Source organism: Zarconia sp. (assembly GCF_057467645.1).
This window is the reverse complement of the sequence record NZ_JBRJXU010000018.1, coordinates 1-19,068: the sequence shown is the minus strand read 5'-3', so window position 1 is coordinate 19,068 and position 19,068 is coordinate 1. Positions and strand designations below refer to the sequence as shown.

The window sequence follows — 19,068 nt, the reverse complement described above, 5'->3', positions numbered from 1 at the left end:
ACTGGGAGCAAAAATTCCGATTCGCGACGCTTCTCGAGCAAGCGTCTTGAAGAAAGTTTTGCCCCATTGACCAACATCGAATTGAAAAGTACATCTCAAAATTGGACCCTTCTGGCAGGTCCTCGATCCCAAGGGGTCACAACGTAAGACGATCGACACCTCATGAAATCGAAAACTTGGCAACAGAATCAGAGCAAAATCGGGCAAAAATTACTTCAGTGGGTGAATCTGCGTCCAGAAGAGAGCGAGCGGACGTTGTTCATGTTCGCATTTTATACCGTCACCTCCGGTGGCTTGCTCTGGCTCGAAGCCATTACTGTCGGTCTATTTATCGACCAATACGGCGCGAATTCCCTACCGTGGATTTATATTTCTGGGGCAGCCATCGGTTCGGGGTTGGGATTTTTCTACTCCTGGCTGCAAAACGTGTTGCCCATGCGACGGGCGATCGTGTTCGTGGGGATTCTCATGGCTATCCCCATGCTCTTCTTTCGCGTGGGATTGGGGATTGTCTCCCTGTTTGCCGTCGTCGTCTTTCTGATGCGGTTGTGGGTGGAAGGGGTCTACGTTCTCAACGATCTCAACACCTCGATTACCGCCAACCAACTCTTTAACATTCGAGAAATCAAGCGCACCTACCCCCTCATCAGTAGCGGCATCCTCGTTGCCGACATCGTGAGCGGTTTCTCGTTGCCGGTCTTAATCGATGCGATTACCCTGCCCAACGTGCTGATCGTTTCGGCGGTGATGGTCTTGCTCGGGGCGTTGATTTTATTCTATCTAAGCCAAACCTACAAACAGGCATTTCCCGAAGTCAGCCGCCGGGTGGCCGAAGATACGGGACCCGACTACAGCGCCCGTCGCCTGCAAGGTCCGATGCGCAACTACGTCTGGCCGTTGGTGGCGTTTTTCGTGTTGGTGCAGGCCCTGCTGGTGATTATCGATTTCCAGTTTGCCAGCGAACTCGAACGCCAACTGGCCGGTCCCGATGCAGCCAGCGCCATTGCCAGCTTTATCGGCATCTTTAACGGCGTGTTGGGTATTTTTGAAGTTTTAACCCAATGGTTCGGTTCCAGCCGCTTGGTGGAGCGCGTGGGGGTGTTTGTGGCTGGAGCGATCTTACCCACCCTGGTGACAATTCTCGGGGTGGCCACCCTCATCGGTGCCATTGGCGGTTGGTTCACGATCTTCTTTGGCATCGTCTCGGTTAAATTTGTAGACGAACTGTTTCACTACACGTTGATTGAAGGAACCGGACCGGTTTTGTTTCAACCGCTCCCGGAAACCCAGCGCAATAAAGTTCAAGAACGGGTAAACGGGGTGGCCGAACCTTTAGCCACCGGGGCAATTGGCGCAATTATCTTTGCCATTAGCGGCCTGGGATTGCGATTGGTGGGGGAACAGCGATGGGCTCAGATCGAAAGTAAATTTTTCATCTGCCTGATTGTGGCGATCGCGCTGGCGTTAATCCTGACCATCATCTTGATGCGATCGCGCTACGTCGGCTTGTTGGTCTCGAGTGCCGAACGCGATCGCTTGGGGGTCTCCGACGTCGATTTGCGGGCCTTGAAACGCTCGGTGGTCGAAACCCTCGAAGAACCGGGAACTGAAGCCGATAAGCGCTCGTGCATCGAACTCCTGTGCCAGATCGATCCTCAAAACGTCGGTGAAGTCCTCGCCCCCTTACTCGCCAACCTCTCTCCTAACTTGCAGCAACAAAGCTTAGAAGCAATGCTGCACTACCCGAAAACCGAATATCTCCCATCGGTCAGAACCCTCATCGATCGTCCCCGTCCCCTGCCTCCAGAGATTTTGGCGTTGGCCTTGCGTTACGTTTGGCTGACGGAGGAAGCCCCAGATATCAAAGCGTTACGCCCCTATCTGCGTTCGGAAGTCGATCCGGTGGTTCGGGGAACGGCGGCATCCCTGATCGTGCGCAAGGGCAACCGAGAACAGAAAGCCGAAGCCACGAATACCCTGCGGCGAATGCTCACCCACAAGCAGGAACGGGAACGGGTGATGGGAACTCGTGCCTTGGGAGAGGCAGAGTACTTACAAGCCCTGCGGTTGTTTATCCCCAACTTGCTCCAGGATGAATCCCTGCGGGTGCGCTGCTCCCTGCTGGCGGTGATTGCCTCCGCCCGGTTGGAGCAGTACTATCCATCCCTGCTGCGGGGACTGTATTACAAATCGACGCGAGAGGCGGCAGTCCTGGCCCTGGTGCGTTTGGGCAACGAAGTGCTCGATCGCGTCGTGGCTTTAGCCGAAGATATCCACAAACCCGAACTGGTGCGGATGTATGCGTGGAATGTCGTCGGTCAAATCGGTACCCCCGAAGCAATTAACGCCCTGGTGGCTCACCTGACGACCGCTTGGGGAACCAATCGCCGCAACGTCCTGCAAGTGCTGCTGAAAATCCCGTACGAAAAGGGAATTGAGGGGGTACTCGATCGCCTCGGACGTAGTGGAGTCGAATTAACCATCGACCAAGAACTGATGTTTCTCGGTCAAGTGTACGCCGCCTTGGTAGATTTATCGGAGGTGGGGTCTCCCGAGATGGACGACATCGATCGGTTACCGCCCATGGGAGAGGACGGACGGTTAAATTTAGGGGTTGACTACACGGTGGTGCTGCTGCGACGGGCGCTCTACGATCTGCAGACCGATGCCCAAGAGCGTTTGTTCCTGTTGATGAAGTTTCTGTATCCGCTCAGCTCGATTCAGGCGGCTGCTTTTAACTTGAAATCCGGATCTCGCTCTAATATGGCAAGGGGGTTAGAGATTTTGGATAATGTCATCGATATTCCCAGCAAACGAGCGCTGCTGAATGTCTTCGATCGCCAGTCCGAACGGGAAAAACTCAAAAGTCTCGCGGATTTGGTGGAGTATCAGCGCATGAGTCCGAGCGATCGCCTGCGCCACCTCCTGGAACTGCGGTATTTTCTCTCGGATTGGTCTTTGGCCTGTTGCTTCCACTTGGCGCGGGTATCGCGATGGAGTTTGAGCGGGGAGCAAACCCTAGCCGGATTGCGCTACCCTAAAGGATTTGTGAGGGAAGCCGTCCTGGCTTATTTGGAGGTGGCATCGCCTCGTGCTTTGGTAGAATTGCTACCGAGACTGCAAAACGATCCCGATCGACTTGTTGCCGCTCAAGTGCAGCAAATGATGGCTCAGTTAGGTCAGAGTCAGACGATGGCATAGTCTCGAGAATCAGCCGTCGCCAAACCTCCTCGCGGCGCGATCGTTTCTTTTCAGATTTCCCCTTCCTTATCCTTCATTCACCAGCCCCATGCTAACCAGTGTCGATCGTCTCCTATTTGTCAGAGGAGTCCCCATTTTTAAGGAACTGCGGGATGATTTTCTCGTGCGACTGGCTTCGGTGATGGATGAATTATCTTTTCCGAGCAACCATACCATTTTTACCGAAGGACAAGAAGGACGCTCGCTTTATATCGTGGTTTCGGGCTTGGTGCGCGTTCATATCGGCGAGCGAGATCTTGCCGAATTATCTCAAGGTGCGTGTTTTGGCGAGATGTCTCTGTTCGATGCCGAACCTCGTTCTGCATCGGTGACGACTCTCGATCGCTGTGAATGTTTGATGCTCACTCAACAGCAACTCTACGATGCGATCGATGAAACCCCTGGTATTGCTGTGAATATCATTCGCTTGCTCTCTCGCCGAACCCGGGAACTCAATCAAAAACTGAACGTGCAAGAAGCGAAACTCCGAGATACGGAAATACGCCATGCCGGACGGAATTCGGTCGGTCGAGCGACCGGTAGCGAGAAGTGAACGAACAATTGACAATGGACAGTTAATCTTTCCGCCCCGCGTCTGGAGGCTCCCCCCATCCTCCTTCCTCATGACTGCAAATGCGTAACGATAAAGCGCGTGAAGTTGGATACATGTTTCCAGTCAACTCTGTGTGGGGTCGATCTTACTCCTGTTCTGGAAAGGGTTGGGGTCGCGCGTCCAAAATCTGAGTGCTTCCATTGCGCTCGACTTCGATTTTTAAGACGTCACCGATTTTGCTGGCCACAACCCGTTCCCGAACGTCAGCAGCCCGATCGATGGGGATACCGTCGATGGCACGAATCGTATCTCCCGGTTCGATTCCCGCCAGTGCGGCCGGGGAGTCTTCGAGAACCTCAACAACCACCACACCACTGTGATCGTTCGGGGAAAACCCCTCAATCGGGGGTAGATCTCCTAATGCCGAATTGAAATTGAGCATTTGCACCCCGAGAAACGGATGCTCGGCCCGACCGGTCGTAAAAATCTGCCCGGCCACTCGCGTGGCAGTTTCGATCGGGATGGCAAAGCCCAAACCGCGCGCGTCTGCTCGGATGGCAGTATTGATACCGATCGTTTCTCCGCGATCGTTAAGCAGGGGCCCGCCAGAATTGCCGGGGTTGATGGCCGCGTCGGTTTGAATGAAGCGAACCCGATGTTGGCTTCCCATACCCACTTGGACGCTGGAACGATCGACCGCACTAATAATCCCCACGGTGACAGTATTATCCAAACCCAAAGGATTGCCGATGGCGATCGCCCATTGTCCCGGCACCAGACGCTCGGAAGAGGCCAGAGGTGCGGTGGGTAAATCCGTCGCATCCACCTTCAGCGCCGCCACATCTGTCAGCGGGTCGATGCCTACCACCTTACCTTGCAAAACTCGTCCGTCTTTAAGTTTTACATCAACGACATTCGCACCTTCAACCACATGGGCGTTGGTCAGAATGCGACCGTCCTCGCTGAGAATGAACCCAGACCCCGTACCCCGTTCCGTGCGTTCTGAGGGCAGTTGTTCCCCAAAAAAGTGGCGAAATAGAGGATTGCTGAATCCATCAGGGGCTTGGACTTCCACGGTGCGGGTGGCATCGATCCGCACCACCGCCGGACCCACGCGCTCGACAGCTTCGGCAATAAAGTTGGGATCGGTTAAGCCGGGAAAACTCGATCGAACAGTTGGGGGTGGGGCAACGGATTGAGGGGGAACGGCGACAGGTGCGACTGGGGGATTGGGGTTAGGTTGCTCGCCTGTAGGAAGGTAACGTTCCCCGATTAATCCCACACCTCCCCCGAGGGCGAATAGAGTCATATATGCGGCAACTTGCTTCAAAGAGATCTTCATCGCTCGATACTTCTTCCTCAATATTAAGGTTACGCACCCACGGGATCTGCAGACACTCGCGCACGATCTTGAAATTCAAAATTTCTCGATTTTTTATCGCTGTTTTCTCTTAAGAAAGCGGCTCGATCTCCACTGCGATTATCGGTGGTAAAAGCAAGATGTTCTCACGAACTCTCGAACGCGCTCCAAAATTTGGCGATGGCAACGATCTTGCGCTCCGAATCTTTTTCTAATTTACCCCAAAGGCATTCTATCTTTGTTGAAAGTCACCCTCATTCAACAATACCCTCGCTCTTCATGGTAAGCAAGGTGCGATTTGAAAACCGATATTATCCTCAGTGGTGACATGACAGGAAAATTCCATCGTACCGCGACTATCTCCTCGATTATTCACAATTCGATTATTGCCACCTCCCGCACTGGCTTTGACTAAGATACTACCGACTACTTCATTATTTTCTATCGTGACATTTTCCATGGCATAGCCACGAGCGTTCGTATCGGCAACAATATAAATTGATGCGGTATTCGTGGGGTTATTCCGAACTTTATTGTCGCGCACGATCGCATCTTCAATATCTTGCACCTTGTACAAACCAATATATGAATTGCCCGAGTTATTGGCAATCGTAACCCCGCGAACGGTGGTTCCCCCACAACATTCTTGAATTAAAATTCCTTCACCATCGACGCTCAAATATTGAGTATCTCCAATTTTATGGCGGTAGACTTGATAGCGATTGCCTTCAATCATCGCGTTCCATCCCGACCAGTCGATCGCTCGATTTTCTAGAGTCACCGAACCGCGCGCTTCTTTACGTCCGGTGGGGTCCGTCCACCACTGTTTATCGGGCTTATCTACAATTTGATTATCCCGAAGGATTAATCCATCCCCCGAGGCTGAAATACCCACGCGCATGGTGTGGTAAACCCAATTATCTCGCGCCACAATTCCCGATCGAAATAATCCCGGTTCCGTTTGCGGCGTGGCCGCTTTCTCAAAGCCATCGGGTTTAGAGCGGTTCAGGACGATACCGTAGTGGTTGCCGTAGTCAAATGGAACTTTACCCCCATCAGCATAGGTAATAACCTCTTGACCGTCGAGGGATTTGATGCGATATCCCGGCTGCTCGTAAGAATCGGTAATCTCATCGTTGAGGCGATTATTCGCTACCAAAAGATTTTGGAGGGCATTAATTTTAATATTGGCGGCAAAGCGGTAACTATATCGCATCCAAGGGGCTTGAAATGATAAATCTGGAACTTGCGAATCCGGTTCGGCGACATTATTACTGCGCACGCCAAAAATAATCAGATTTTGTGAATCTTCAATATCTAAATCTCCCAGCAGGGAAATTGCTGCTCGGTTGAGATCGATATTCACAATACCAATATTGCGATCGCCATCGGGATTGAGGGTCGTAATTTTTTTAAACGCCGTTTCATTGGGCGTGCCATTTCCCGAAAGTTGAGGCTGATATTGGGGAAATACGAATTGTGTGGGGGGTGCGTATCCCGATTCTTTCGCATTGGTTACAGCGGTCGGGGTTTCTCCTCGCACGACGACCCCGTTTTTCAGGTATAAATCCTCGTTAAATTCATAGGTGCCACCGGGAAAGAACACCACTCCCCCGCCATTGGCAGCGGCCGCATCTCGGGCGGCAATAAATCGAGCCATGGGGGTATTACCGGCGAAGTCGTTGATATTGTAGACGCATTGCCAACGAATGCGATCGCTCCAGGGATATGCCGACTTACCATATCGAGTGGCGATGGGATTATCATTCGCACCGCCACTGACGCTGCCACACCCCTGAGCCTTGCTGGTACTCGACGCTACTGCCTCAGAACGCTCCAGCGAGGAGGTGGAGTGGGGAGAACCCGGATAGGTTACATACAGACCGTATCCTCCCACCACGATCGACATGGCGAAACCCAGCAACAATAAAAATTGTACAAATCTTTGAATTTGGCGTTTTGTTCTCTTGGATTGACTCACGATGTTAACGATCGCTCTTGCGATCGGGCTTGATGCGATCGGATGCCAGATGAGGGGTCGCAAGGGCTATCGAATACCGAGAAACAAGATCTCGAGTTCTTGTACTCCGATCGTCCATACGCCCAGAGATATGGCTAAATCCCATTGCGCTGGCGACCTGTTTATCTCCCACCGATCGCAATTTTCGATGTTGCTTGCAGATAATGCTCGCGCAAATGACGAGCAATTGCCAACCGACACCTCTTTTTCCAGATGGTAGACTAATACGGAAACCAACGAGGGTAAGATACTTCAAACAATCTTACTCACTCAAAGATAGGGTGCGCGTACTTAACCAAGACTGCTAATTTATTGGCAAAAGCTACATTTGCGACATCGCGGCAACAAGTGTCTTTCACCCGATCGCTCAAAACTCCCAGTTGGTAGAATTCCTCGACCGTAAAACTTACCCATCGCCTTGACGACTGTTCGATTCAGTCTGCAACGCGCGTGGTTTGGCTAAACCGATCGATTTTGAAGGATGATGGCTTCATCATCGTAATATTCAAGATTTTATTTTCCAAAGGATTCCGATGGAACGCGCCCTCTCCTTGACAACCGAAAGCCATACTCGCCTAACTTGGAAACCCGAACGCTCTGGAAAAACTTGAACGCAAATGACAGGCACGACTCGATCGATTTTCTGGTTTCGTTCATTTTTTTAGCAGCTTGGAAGTGTTGGACTGTACCGCGGAAATCACACCCTGCTTGTTCTCTAGGTTATCTGTGGAAGCCGAGATCGAGGAGCAGTTTATCCGAGCTCAAGTTCAACCCAATCTGAGATGATTTAACCTGCATGCAATGCTTCTGCAGGTTTTGTCAGTGCTTTAGGTTGTATATACAGATCCTTTCAGACCCGAGTTTTGATTATGACCAGGGAATTTTATCAAAGCGATGAGAATCCGATCGATTCTGGAGATCGAACTGAAATTCAAAATGCGTCTAGAATTGCTCAGGAAGTCATTTCAGATTGGTTATTAAAAATTGTGAAGATCGAATCTTCAGAACGAGTTTTAACTGAATTTAATCGAATTTTTCTTGAAGGTGCCACTGAATGCAATCCTAATATTTATGAAGCACTTAAAGCAATCCTGAATCATGAATGCGAAGACGATTTTGTCAATACGATTAAACGATGCTGTTATATTCTCCTGAATAACTGGCATCGAGATGAAGGGGCAACGAAAAACTTAATTCGATGCTTAAACTCTGTCAAACAAGATCCCACACGTTTAAGGCTACAAGACGGAGACATCCTCAAAGACTGGATATTCAATTTTTTAACCAGTTCGGCGTATCGGGAAATCGAAATTTTTGCCTCCCCGAAAGCTCATCCCCAACCCTTACAAAAAACTCCAGTCAAAGAAGATAAAGAACCGTGGGTTAAGCGCTATCAGTCTTATTTACTCGTTTCGCAATCTCTCGATGGAAATAAATCCGAAATCGAGCGCAGCCGAGCCAATAAACTCTCAAAACAACTTCGCCACCAATTTAAATTCGAGCTAGCTATGTATACGGCTCGTTACGATTCTCCAGCGTATCGCTCTCAAAAACTCGTTAATCCCACTCATTTGGGAGAAAAAACGGTTTCTTTAATCAAACAGGTTGTTTCCCGGCATAACTTATTTGCATCTTCCGATCGGGCTCGAATTTGGCTCGATCGAATGATGTTTTTGTCTTATCAAGAATTTAAGGAAAATCTCAAAAATTATCTCGTAATTTCTTTAACAGAAGAACCTTCGATTAAGGTTTTACACGAGAAACTCGATCGTAAACTCGAAAATTTATATGAAATTCACGATAGCGACGACCTCACTAAAGAATTAGTGTTGATGACTTGCAAGCGAGCGATCGAGTTGTTTACCACCGAAGATGCTTACCGTCCGTCGTTTTTATTTCTCCTCCTCGCTAATGGCGGTCACCCTCTAACGTTATCGATTCTCTTAATCAAAATTTTGATGCTGTGTCGCTCGACGAGAAAGCATTTAGAACTGTGTATTGCTAAACTCATTCAATATTACGAACCCGCCGAAGAAGAAGAATGCCGCTGGTTGATTAACTTCTTAGAAGTCTTCGATTTAGTTTTCACAATTTATATCGAAAATGTCCAATACGATTTAGTTAGGGTTGATGATGAAAGCGACGATACCCGAATCGATGGAGATCTCGCCCATTATCGGCTGTTTTGTCGCTCTCAAGGGGCTAAACTGGCTAATCGAAATCTCAGCGGTGCCAACTTAAGCGGTCTCGATTTGCGCCATGCCGAATTAAAACAGGGAAACCTCCCCAAAGCGAATTTAACTGGAACGAATCTTCATGCGGCCCATCTCCATGGCGCGAACTTAGAAAAAGCAAATTTGCACAATGCTCATTTAAGCAGTGCTAATTTATCCGGGGCGAACCTTTCAGGAGCCAATCTTTCCCATACGGACTTAAGAGGTGCAAACCTCGGTGGTGCAAATCTTACGGGAGCAGATTTGAGTCATGCCGACCTCGATCGGGCGAATTTGCGAGGTGCCAGGCTCGATCGCGCCCTTCTACGCCATGTTAGTTTGTGCTATGCGAATTTGAGTCGAGCAAATTTGTGTCAAGCGGATCTCACTCGCGCTCAGCTCGGCCACGTGAACTTAAGTTACACCAATTTGAGCCATGCATTCTTGCGCCATACCAACCTCAGCAATGCGTATCTCAAAGGCGCCAAGCTCAAGGGAGCAAACCTCTACCAAACCAACTTATCCGGTGCGAAAGTTCAAGGCGCGCAGTTTGGCAACAACTCGGGTCTCTCGGTGGAAAACAAGCAAGTCATCGTCTCGAAAGGTGCAATCTTCGGCACGTCACCCATCTAGGGAATATTTGAAATCGGGGTAGCCTGCACTGTGCGAATCTTGCGAATTGGGCATTCATTGTGCACTCCAAATTCAAGCTGACGGTTCTCAAGAGGAGTAGCGACCGCTATAATGTTGCTTCCTTAGGTCTTGAGATAGGTCTCAAACAATGTCCGATCGAAGTTATGCGATTCTCGGAACCGGTGCGATTGGGGGTTTCTACGGCGCCCGACTCCAACAGGCGGGTCTGAAGGTCCACTTTTTGCTCCGCAGCGATTACGAGGTCGTCCGCCAGCAGGGATTAATCGTCGAATCTCCCGAAGGAAACTTCACCCTACCTCGCGTCAGCGCCTACAATCGCGCCGCCGCGATGCCGCCGTGCGATGTGGCGATCGTTGCCCTCAAATCCACCCAAAATCACCAGCTACCGGAATTGCTTCCCCCCGTTCTCAAACCCAACGGTGTCGTTCTGGTGCTGCAAAACGGATTGGGCATCGAAGCTCAAGTTGCCTCCATTGTCGGCAGCGATCGCGTCATTGGCGGAATGTGCTTTATCTGCTCGAATAAAGTGGGTGCGGGTCGGATTCGCCACTTGGACTACGGAGCGGTATCTATCGGCAGCTACGCCCCCGACGAGCGCCCCTGCGGCATTACGATGGCGATGGGGCAAATTGCTGCAGATTTCAAACGAGCTGAAATTCCCGTGCGTCCCGAGTCGGATTTGTTGCTAGCGCGATGGCGAAAATTGGTGTGGAATATTCCCTTCAACGGACTGTCGGTAGTACTCAATGCCACCACAGACGATCTGCTTGCCGATGAGGGGACTCGCCGGTGCGCCGAACAACTCATGCTCGAAACCATTGCCGTTGCTGCCCGGTACGAGCGTTTTATTCCTCAGGAGTTCGTCGGGGAAATGTTTGCCCTCACGGCAAAGATGCCGGCCTATCAAACGAGCATGAAACTCGATTGGGACGCGGGACGCCCTCTGGAGGTGGAAGCGATTTTGGGGAATCCCTATCAGGCAGCCCAGAAAGTCGGGGTCTCAGTTCCGAAGCTGGAAATGCTCTACGCTCAGGTTAAATTTCTCGATCGACGTCGGCGATCTAGTACAGCGCGGCAGAAATAATATCAAATCCGGTTGATTAACCATAATTAAGGGTTGAGGGCAGGGGAGGCTCCAGGAAGCAGGGGGGAGAAGACTACCCATAAAGTTGGCGTATTATGGTCATTTAACCGGATCTGATATAACGACCTAGTGCAGCGCGGCAGAAGTAACTGACCAGCTCTCAACCGGTGAAAGCTATGTGTACTCGTCATTTTGAATTTTTCATTTACGCGGTGTGCGCTCTTTTTGCACTCGCGATATGGTGAGCGAGTCGAAAAATTCCCCTTCCCCCCGTGGGAGAGGATTTTGGAGAATTAAGTTGCACGTGGCGTCATTTTGTACTTTTAATTCCGCCTCGCGGCACTAGTTGCCAAAACGATACCCTTTGCCGTACACGGTGTGAATGAGATCCGTTTCTTCTCGAAGAGAGAGCTTGCGACGTAACAAACGAACGAGGGCCGGCAAAACGTTACTGCTCGGCGGTGTTGTCGATGCCCACAAATGCTGGTAAATTGACCGATGGGTCAAAAGCTGGCTGGGATGGCGCATGAAGTATTCCAGGAGCTGACTTTCTTTTTCGGAAAGTTCGATCGTGCGTCCCCGACGATAGGCGACTTGATTTTCCCAGTCGAGTTCGAGATCGGCAACCTGTAAGCGAGCGACGTTTGATTGCGATCTCGCTGGGGTCGATCGGGCTTCTTCCTCAAAACGCGATCGCCGCAGCAGCGCTCGAACTCGCGCTAACAACTCCCGCAGTTCAAAGGGTTTGACCAGGTAATCGTCTGCCCCCGCATCGAGTCCGATCACCCGATCGTCTAGGGTATCTTTAGCCGTTAAAAAGAGAACGGGGGTTAAATCCCCTCGCGATCGCACCTGCTGGCAAATTTCCAATCCGCTGGTGTGGGGCAGCATCCAATCGAGTACGAATAGATTGTAGCCGCCGTTTGCGGCCAGCTGACTGCCTTGACGACCATCGTGAGCGACATCTACGGTATACCCTTCGCGACTCAAAACCCGAGTCAGAGGCTCGGTGAGTTCGACTTCATCATCCACCAACAGAATTCGCATTCTCGATTGTTGTCAGACTGACGCATTCACCCTCGATCGAGTTGGGATAGTGAGTGAAGATACGCGTTCGATCTCTGAGGAAAATAGGCTTTGGTAATCTTTATAATTGTCAATTGTCAATTGTCAATTGTCAATTGTTACGACCGGAGTCCAAAGAGGTTTCTGAGTTGGTGAAAAGCCCCTTTCAACCATTGCCAAATGGCGCGAACGAGATTCGATCGGATCGGATTTGACTCAGAGGCGATCGTCGAATTCACCATTCCCTGGCTCGGATCGATGCCGTCGATTTCATACAAAGGATATTCGCCGCTTTTTCCCTTCAAATTGACTCGAAAGCATCGCTGGACCGAAACTAAGTCTTTGACGTGAGTATAGGTGGCTTCGGAAATCAGGAGGGTCGTCCCCACTTGCTTGTTGGCCGACTCGATGCGAGAGGCAAGATTGACCGCATCCCCAATCGCCGTGAGTTTGGAGTTATCGATCGCCCCCACTTCCCCAATCACCACGCTGCCGTAATGAATGCCAATACCAATTTCGAGGCGTCTGCGGTAGAGGGTATCAAAATGAGGGTTGAGCCGTTCCATGGCTTGGATCATATCCAATCCCGCTCGCACGGCGCGTTCGGGAGCGCGTTCGGCATCATCCACCCCAAACAGCGCCATCAGACCATCCCCCATGTAATTATTGATAATGCCCCCGTTGTGTTCGATCGCCTCTCCCATCCGCCGAAAATAGCGATTGAGCAAGTAAATTACATCGTAGGGCAGCAGTTGTTCCGAAAGAGATGTAAAACCTCGCAAATCAGCAAACAGGATGGCGACTTGCTTTTCCTGGCCGATGGTTTCCGGCTGGACTTTCCCTTTGATTTGGGCGTGAATCAGTTCTAAATCTTCGCTATCGAGGGCGAGTCGGCGCACCGTGACATCACCGAGTACCTGAGTCTGGCAGGCGAGGCGAATCGAGGGGTCTAGATGTAATCGATCGGCGATTTCCCGTTCTGTGGCGTTCCGCACCGCGCAGTTTTGGACACCTTCGACCACTAACACTCGGCAGGTCGAACAACGTCCGCCCCCCCCGCAGACGTGAGTGTGGGGGATATCTGCGGTTTTGGAAGCATCGAGAATAAAGTCTCCCTCTTCGACTTCCACGCCAATGTCATCGGGTAAGTAGAAAATTTGTGGCATGGCGATCGCATCCTCTTTTCTCTTTATTCTTCTTCAACCTTGCTAACTCACCCGGATAATTTTGTGCCCGCGAGGATCGCGTATCTCCTCAGCCGCATCCTCAAAAACGTCGATGTTGGCGAGTTTAGTCAGACGCAACCCTCTCGTTTTTGTTCCCTTTTGAATTGGGGCGATCGAGTGACGCTCCGGATGCGGTGATAGGGTGATGGGGAAGAGAATTAAAAATTAAAAATTAAAAATGGGGAAGGGAGAGGAAGAAGAGCATCGCGACTGACCCATTGCCAATGGTCCATTACACTCTCCTCCTCCCCAAAACTCAAGCCACCAAAGACCCACACAGTCGATCTTCAAGTTCTGTTTCGAGTTCGGCCATGGATTGAATCCCTTGAATGAGAATTTGTCGGGGACTCAATCCCAACTCTGACAATGCCAGCCATTGTTGGGCAGTGTTGCCTTCCCGGAGAATCTTGCGGACGGGGGAGAGGAAGCAGCTAAATCCTCGCTGTTTGGAAACGATCGCCGCTTCTGCATACAGTTGCTCGATCCACTCCCGCGCGAGAATCTGCCGTCCATCTTGCCAGTGGCGCACGAGTACATCTAAGCTATTGCGGGCGACGGCTGCTTCGTTTTCTTCCACAATCGCCAACAAGTCTTCAGCGCGGGTACTGCTGGGAAGGTGGCTGCTGGTGAGGGGATCGAGGGTGGGATCGGCGATGACTTGATGGAGTCGCGCTTCTAGGAGTGCCGTCACCGCCAGTAGGGCGATGGGATCGACGACCAAATCGCAAATTCGCAGTTCCAAGCGATTGAGATCGTAGGGACGGCAAGGGCCATTGGGTCGTACGGAAATCCAGAGGTGGCGGACGTTTTGCATGGTTCCGGCGGCTAGCTGCTCTTCCGTCCAGCGAATAAAGTGGGCGTGACTCTCAAACAGCGGGACGCGATCGGGCACTTGAGGGAAGAGATGCCAGCGGGTGGAGTGGTAACCGGTGACTTCCCCATCGAGGAAGGGAGAGGATGCGCTCAATGCCAGATATAAGGGGGCTTCGAGGCGAATTAGGCGAGTTGCTCGCATCAGGACTTCGGGGTCGCTAATACCGACGTTAATATGGATGCTAGCGGTAACGACGCGGGTTCCGTAGGTTTGCTCGATATAGCTGTGGTAGGGATGGTTCGGATCGGAACGGTGGAAGCGACGGCTGTCGCCCAACGAGAGGGTGCTGCCGGGATGGAGGGTGTAGTCTCCCAAACCCCGCAAGTATTCGCGCAGGCGCTGCCGGGGACGCACCAACTCGCACAGGAGGCGATCGTAACAGCACAGGGGGGCTGTCGTATACTCGACGTTTCTGGCATCGGGTTCGCGCACGAATCGATCTAAATCGGCCGAGATGCGATCGGAGAGTCCGACAATCTCTCCTTGGGGAGTCCCAGTGTACAGTTCGACTTCAAAACCTTTGGGTAGAAGCACGGTCTTTCCTTGGCAACGCTACCGATCTAGTGTGACACAGGGGTTGCTGAAAGGTTAAGGGGGGAAATTTGGGATGGGGAGAGTCGGGAAGCCAATCCTTTGAAATTTTATCGTTCGTCGTGAATTGTTGTATCAATGCAAGTTGCAATTTTAATTGGGTTACAAGCTGCGGGGAAATCAACGTTTTGCCGGGAACGGTTTTTCGAGACCCATATTCGTCTCAATTTGGATATGTTAAAAACTCGTCATCGGGAAAAACTTTTATTTCAAGCGTGTTTGGAAGCAAAACAACCGGCCGTTATCGATAATACCAATCCAATCCTTGAAGATCGCTCGAGGTACATTTTTTTAGCCAAAGCCGCACACTTTAAAGTGATTGGATATTATTTTAAGCCGAATTTACAAGAATGCTTGCAGCGAAACCAACAACGCAGCCCAGAGCGGATCGTTCCGAAGGTCGGAGTATTAGCAACCTATAAAAAACTGATTGCGCCTAGTTTTGCAGAAGGATTTGATGAGTTATACTCCGTTCAAGTCATTTCCTCGCCAAATAGTACCGATCGAATCTTTAAGGTCGAGCAATTGAAGCCACGATAATATATTTTGTATTTTACATTCAATGGTAGACAAAAACTTTGAACTCAAAATCGCACACATTCATGGATGGTTAATAGGGCTAGGACAGCTTTGTTATGGAATCAACTACGTTCCACATTACAACGCTATGATGTTTACACCATCCTCAAATGAGATTACCACAGATATTTTAAAAGCTATATCATCAAGAGCAAGCGATCGATTATCCGAACGTTATGAATGCAACGATATTGAATTAATTAAGAGCTGGGAAGAATACTTATCCGATTCTATCGATCGATGGGTTTTCCAGCGAATCTTAGGCGCTCGACAGAACATTACCATTAATTCTCCCATCCCTAATCATTTATCTTATTTGCATAAAAATACAGCGAATCGTCTGGTCTGGTTGATTCGGGAAGCCATGAAATCGATGGAACTGGACGTGTGGAAATTTAAAATTTGTCATGGATATTGCTTTCAATATGGTGTTGATAATGAAGCTTATGCTTTTAAATCCGTCGATCGGGGCTTAATCGTGACATTTGGATGGGTTGATTAAGAGGTTGCGATTCAACTGGCAACCGTTAGCAGACTCGAATGCTTTTTTTATTCGATCGCCACCCAGTGTAGTATTTGGGTGAGCACGAGCGCGATCGAATAAGTTCGGAGATCGAAATTCCCGCCGTTACCCGCGTTCGATCGCTCCTGACTCTCGCTATCTACGATCGGGTGCAATCTATGCTTATCGATGAAGGAACTATCAAATATCGCTGTCATTGGATTCCCGGAGAACCCCCCCCGCGGAAGTTTTTGGCAGATTTGATGGCGGTTCGCGATCGCCTCTACGATTTAGGATTAATTGGGGTTTACGACTGCGGCATCGGGTTTGGCAATATCAGCGTTCGCCTGGAGAATTCCGATCGATTTATCGTTTCCGGGACGCAAACGGGACATTTACCCCACCTCAAACCCCAGCATTACACCGTGGTGACAGACTTTAGCCTAGAGCAAAACCAGCTAACCTGCTGCGGACCGGTGAAAGCCTCTTCTGAATCTCTCACCCATGCTTCGATTTACGTCCGCGAACCCGATGTTACAGGCATTATTCACGTTCATAACAAACCGCTGTGGCAAAAGCTTTTGAATCGCGTTCCCACCACCCGGAAGAAGGTTCCTTACGGCACACCGGAGATGGCGCGGGAAATGTTTCGCTTGTTTGAGGAAGAAGAATTGGCAGACCGGAAAATACTGGTGATGGCCGGTCACGAAGATGGTGCGATCGCCTTTGGCAAGGATTTAGGAGAAGCTGAAGCGGTGCTGATGAAATATTACGGTGAAGGGGAATTTAATAAAATTGCTCGTTTGTCAAGCCCCAGATTTAGTGTGACTACTCGATTGACTAATGTGTAATGAAAAGGGCGCGAACTGCTACAAATGCCAATTCAAATGCGAATACCGGCGCGCGCCAGTCGCGGTTGTAGGGTTTCCCAGGTTAAATCTCGTTCGATGTATTGGGGGTTATCGGGATTGTAGGGACTCGCAACCCGATCGATGGAGAGAATTTCCGCACGATCCGGTAGAACGGGAATATCGGGATCGAAGGCCGTCGATCGCATCAAGGAACTCGAAAAGCCCTTAAAAATGGCAATGCGATCGATTTCTCCCTCAATTTGCGCCGTCACCAGCAACACTTCCTGGGGGCAGGCGATGGTATATTGCTCCAAATATTTACCGATGTTGGCTGTTGTCATGGCTCATCGCGAGGTTAAGGAGTGGGGGATGGGGCTCGCTCCCGATGCGATCTACTCATCAACATTCCGCAATCTAACGTTGACAGTTGCCATAGCCGATCGCATTTGCGAGTTCAAACGCAGCAATTTGTAGTGGGATGGGCAGTTTTTCGTGAGAGGTTTGAGACCCCTCCGGTGAGATCGCACCACCTCCAACTATTTTCTGGAGTCGATCTTGAGTCAAAACCCACCCAATTATCCCATCGCCGATCGCCCTTGCTTGTTCGCGCGCAGAACGAACGAGCAGAAGAAAACTAAGTAGAAAATGAGACCGAGGATGCCGAGAAACCCGAGAAATCCGGCACTGGTATTGGCGTGAAAATATTCTTTGTATTTCCAGGGGACTTCAAGCCAAACGCGACAGGCGGGAGTGTCGAGAATGCCTTCCAAACCGAGAAACCCACAGCGCAAGGAGGGGAACGCGAAGCAAACGCCCAGACCACAATAAACCGTCATCGCCCAACGCCAAGACGTCATTGCCCATTTGAGAGTGGAGGGGGGGCGATCGTCGATTTCCTCGTTGAGATCCACCCAAAACCACAAAGAAATGGGGATGAGAATCCGGGCGATGATACCGCAGACAAAGCTACCCGGTATCGAGGCAATACTCATGTAGAGGGTAATGAGGAGCAAACTCGACACGCGCCAATAAATAACCAGCAGCCGTTGCATGGCATCCACATTCTGGACGAAGGCCCAAATTAGCAGCGCGAGAGGAATAATAACGGCAAACAACACCGCCAGTCGGTAATCGAGCCAAACTAGGGGTCTAAACCAAGGTTCCATAGGTTTTTTTACAGTTGAATCGCGTTTGGGGGACGGTTCGCGGTTGCAAGGTTACCCCTAGGGGCGATCGTATCACCATCTGGGGACGACCGATCGAGCTTGAAAATGCAACGCTGATAATGCAACGGGCAGCCGCAGCTGCCCGTTTCGACATTCAATTGTTTTAAGTGCTAACGAAGAGATTTGAGATTAGTCATCGTAGATGCGGCACTCAGCGGCATCGGGATTATCGTCGCAGTACTTGTCCAAAGAGGATTTGGGTTCCTCATCTTTTTTGTGGGAGGCTGCGGCTTGCAGTTCCTCAACTGCATCCCAGGCAGCGGCACATTCGGGAGAGGTGGCACCGTTGATATCGCAGGCAGTACGGGCTTCCTGACGTTCTTGTTCGATTTTTTCTTTAATATCGCTCATAGCTATCGCTCCTTTGCAGTCCATTACTAGAGTATAAAAATCTCTGAGATCGTGCTAGGTTCGTATATCCTCCCCTACCACTCACCGGTGCTTTTCTATTAGATAACCGATTTTGGGTTCCGTTGCCAGGACGAACGCTATTTTTTTAAGGTTTGGGACTCGGAGATCGGGAATTGGGCTTGTAGCAGCAGGGAATTACTCACCACCGTCACCGAACTCAACGCCATCATTGCCGCAGCCGCAGCCGGATTGAGGAGGATGCCAAATTTTGGCAGGAGAACACCCGCTGCAATGGGAATGCCCAGGCAGTTATATGCAAAGGCCCAAAAGAGATTCTGACGGATTTTGCTGAAGGTGGCACGACCCAGGCGAATCGATTGGATAATATCTTCGAGACGATCGCGCATTAAGACGATGCCAGCGGTTTCAACGGCAACATCGGTTCCCCCATGGAGGGATATCCCTACCTCGGCACTCGCTAGGGCCGGGGCATCGTTAATTCCGTCTCCGATCGCCGCAACATTTCGCCCTCGATCTTGCAAGGCAGCGATCGCCTTGGCTTTGCCCTCGGGACGGACATCGGCGAGGACGTTTTCTGGGAGAATTCCCAGAGACTCGGCGATGGTGCGGGCGGCTTCGGGGCGATCGCCCGTGAGTAACATCACCTGCAATCCCATTT

General features: G+C 50.6%; 17 protein-coding genes. 7 read left to right on the top strand and 10 right to left on the bottom strand.

Going from position 1 to position 19,068, the window contains the following annotated elements; all coding sequences use genetic code 11:
* Positions 1 to 162: 162 nt before the first annotated feature.
* Positions 163 to 3,201 carry a HEAT repeat domain-containing protein gene (locus AC2215_RS02785; protein ID WP_486808427.1) on the top strand — a complete coding sequence of 1,013 codons (3,039 nt, stop codon included), beginning with the start codon at positions 163 to 165 and terminating at the stop codon, positions 3,199 to 3,201.
* An 88-nt stretch (positions 3,202 to 3,289) separates the two neighbouring features.
* Entirely contained in the window at positions 3,290 to 3,793 is a 504-nt protein-coding gene (locus AC2215_RS02780; RefSeq protein ID WP_486808426.1) for a Crp/Fnr family transcriptional regulator, read from the top strand.
* Positions 3,794 to 3,938: 145 nt separating this feature from the next.
* Here the strand turns inward: AC2215_RS02780 and AC2215_RS02775 are convergent, their stop codons facing one another.
* Together AC2215_RS02775 and AC2215_RS02770 are read right to left on the bottom strand one after the other, a co-directional pair.
* A complete protein-coding gene (locus AC2215_RS02775; RefSeq protein ID WP_486808425.1) occupies positions 3,939 to 5,135 on the bottom strand; it encodes an HhoA/HhoB/HtrA family serine endopeptidase in 1,197 nt (398 codons plus the stop codon).
* A gap of 295 nt (positions 5,136 to 5,430) precedes the next feature.
* On the bottom strand, positions 5,431 to 7,134 hold the full coding sequence (locus tag AC2215_RS02770) for a glycosyl hydrolase family 28-related protein (RefSeq protein ID WP_486808424.1): 1,704 nt from the start codon (positions 7,132 to 7,134) through the stop codon (positions 5,431 to 5,433).
* Between the two features lie 908 nt (positions 7,135 to 8,042).
* Here AC2215_RS02770 and AC2215_RS02765 point away from each other — a divergent pair.
* Both AC2215_RS02765 and AC2215_RS02760 read left to right on the top strand, forming a co-directional pair.
* Positions 8,043 to 10,019, top strand: a complete 1,977-nt coding sequence (locus AC2215_RS02765) for a pentapeptide repeat-containing protein (RefSeq protein ID WP_486808423.1) — start codon at positions 8,043 to 8,045, stop codon at positions 10,017 to 10,019.
* A gap of 148 nt (positions 10,020 to 10,167) precedes the next feature.
* The gene (locus AC2215_RS02760; protein WP_486808422.1) at positions 10,168 to 11,124 is read left to right on the top strand and encodes a putative 2-dehydropantoate 2-reductase; all 957 of its coding nucleotides are present in this window, start codon (positions 10,168 to 10,170) and stop codon (positions 11,122 to 11,124) included.
* Between the two features lie 342 nt (positions 11,125 to 11,466).
* Here AC2215_RS02760 and rppA read toward each other — a convergent pair whose 3' ends face one another.
* The 3 genes from rppA to gshA form a co-directional block, all read right to left on the bottom strand.
* The gene (gene rppA, locus AC2215_RS02755; RefSeq protein ID WP_486808421.1) at positions 11,467 to 12,171 is read right to left on the bottom strand and encodes a two-component system response regulator RppA; all 705 of its coding nucleotides are present in this window, start codon (positions 12,169 to 12,171) and stop codon (positions 11,467 to 11,469) included.
* A 137-nt stretch (positions 12,172 to 12,308) separates the two neighbouring features.
* Positions 12,309 to 13,355: an adenylate/guanylate cyclase domain-containing protein gene (locus AC2215_RS02750; protein WP_486808420.1), complete on the bottom strand. Its 1,047-nt coding sequence runs from the start codon at positions 13,353 to 13,355 to the stop codon at positions 12,309 to 12,311.
* 316 nt (positions 13,356 to 13,671) lie between these two features.
* Complete coding sequence (gshA, locus tag AC2215_RS02745) at positions 13,672 to 14,823, bottom strand: glutamate--cysteine ligase (RefSeq protein WP_486808419.1); 1,152 nt, start codon at positions 14,821 to 14,823, stop codon at positions 13,672 to 13,674.
* A gap of 135 nt (positions 14,824 to 14,958) precedes the next feature.
* Here gshA and AC2215_RS02740 point away from each other — a divergent pair, with 135 nt between their 5' ends.
* The 3 genes from AC2215_RS02740 (at position 14,959) to AC2215_RS02730 (ending at position 16,812) form a co-directional block, all read left to right on the top strand.
* Complete coding sequence (locus tag AC2215_RS02740; RefSeq protein WP_486808418.1) at positions 14,959 to 15,420, top strand: AAA family ATPase; 462 nt, start codon at positions 14,959 to 14,961, stop codon at positions 15,418 to 15,420.
* Positions 15,421 to 15,442: 22 nt separating this feature from the next.
* On the top strand, positions 15,443 to 15,961 hold the full coding sequence (locus AC2215_RS02735) for a hypothetical protein (protein ID WP_486808417.1): 519 nt from the start codon (positions 15,443 to 15,445) through the stop codon (positions 15,959 to 15,961).
* Between the two features lie 179 nt (positions 15,962 to 16,140).
* A complete protein-coding gene (locus tag AC2215_RS02730; RefSeq protein WP_486808461.1) occupies positions 16,141 to 16,812 on the top strand; it encodes a class II aldolase/adducin family protein in 672 nt (223 codons plus the stop codon).
* Positions 16,813 to 16,844: 32 nt separating this feature from the next.
* On the opposite strand, the gene AC2215_RS02725 is transcribed toward AC2215_RS02730, so the two are convergent.
* The 5 genes from AC2215_RS02725 to AC2215_RS02705 form a co-directional block, all read right to left on the bottom strand.
* Positions 16,845 to 17,153, bottom strand: a complete 309-nt coding sequence (locus tag AC2215_RS02725; protein WP_486808416.1) for a DUF7734 family protein — start codon at positions 17,151 to 17,153, stop codon at positions 16,845 to 16,847.
* Between the two features lie 234 nt (positions 17,154 to 17,387).
* Positions 17,388 to 17,978: a DUF3177 family protein gene (locus tag AC2215_RS02720; RefSeq protein WP_486808415.1), complete on the bottom strand. Its 591-nt coding sequence runs from the start codon at positions 17,976 to 17,978 to the stop codon at positions 17,388 to 17,390.
* Positions 17,962 to 18,132, bottom strand: a complete 171-nt coding sequence (locus AC2215_RS02715; protein ID WP_486808414.1) for a hypothetical protein — start codon at positions 18,130 to 18,132, stop codon at positions 17,962 to 17,964. The genes AC2215_RS02720 and AC2215_RS02715 overlap by 17 nt, the downstream gene beginning before the upstream one ends.
* 35 nt (positions 18,133 to 18,167) lie before the next feature.
* The gene (locus AC2215_RS02710; protein WP_486808413.1) at positions 18,168 to 18,389 is read right to left on the bottom strand and encodes a CP12 domain-containing protein; all 222 of its coding nucleotides are present in this window, start codon (positions 18,387 to 18,389) and stop codon (positions 18,168 to 18,170) included.
* A 137-nt stretch (positions 18,390 to 18,526) separates the two neighbouring features.
* Positions 18,527 to 19,068: HAD-IC family P-type ATPase (locus AC2215_RS02705; RefSeq protein WP_486808412.1), on the bottom strand; the 542-nt coding region annotated here is incomplete at its 5' end.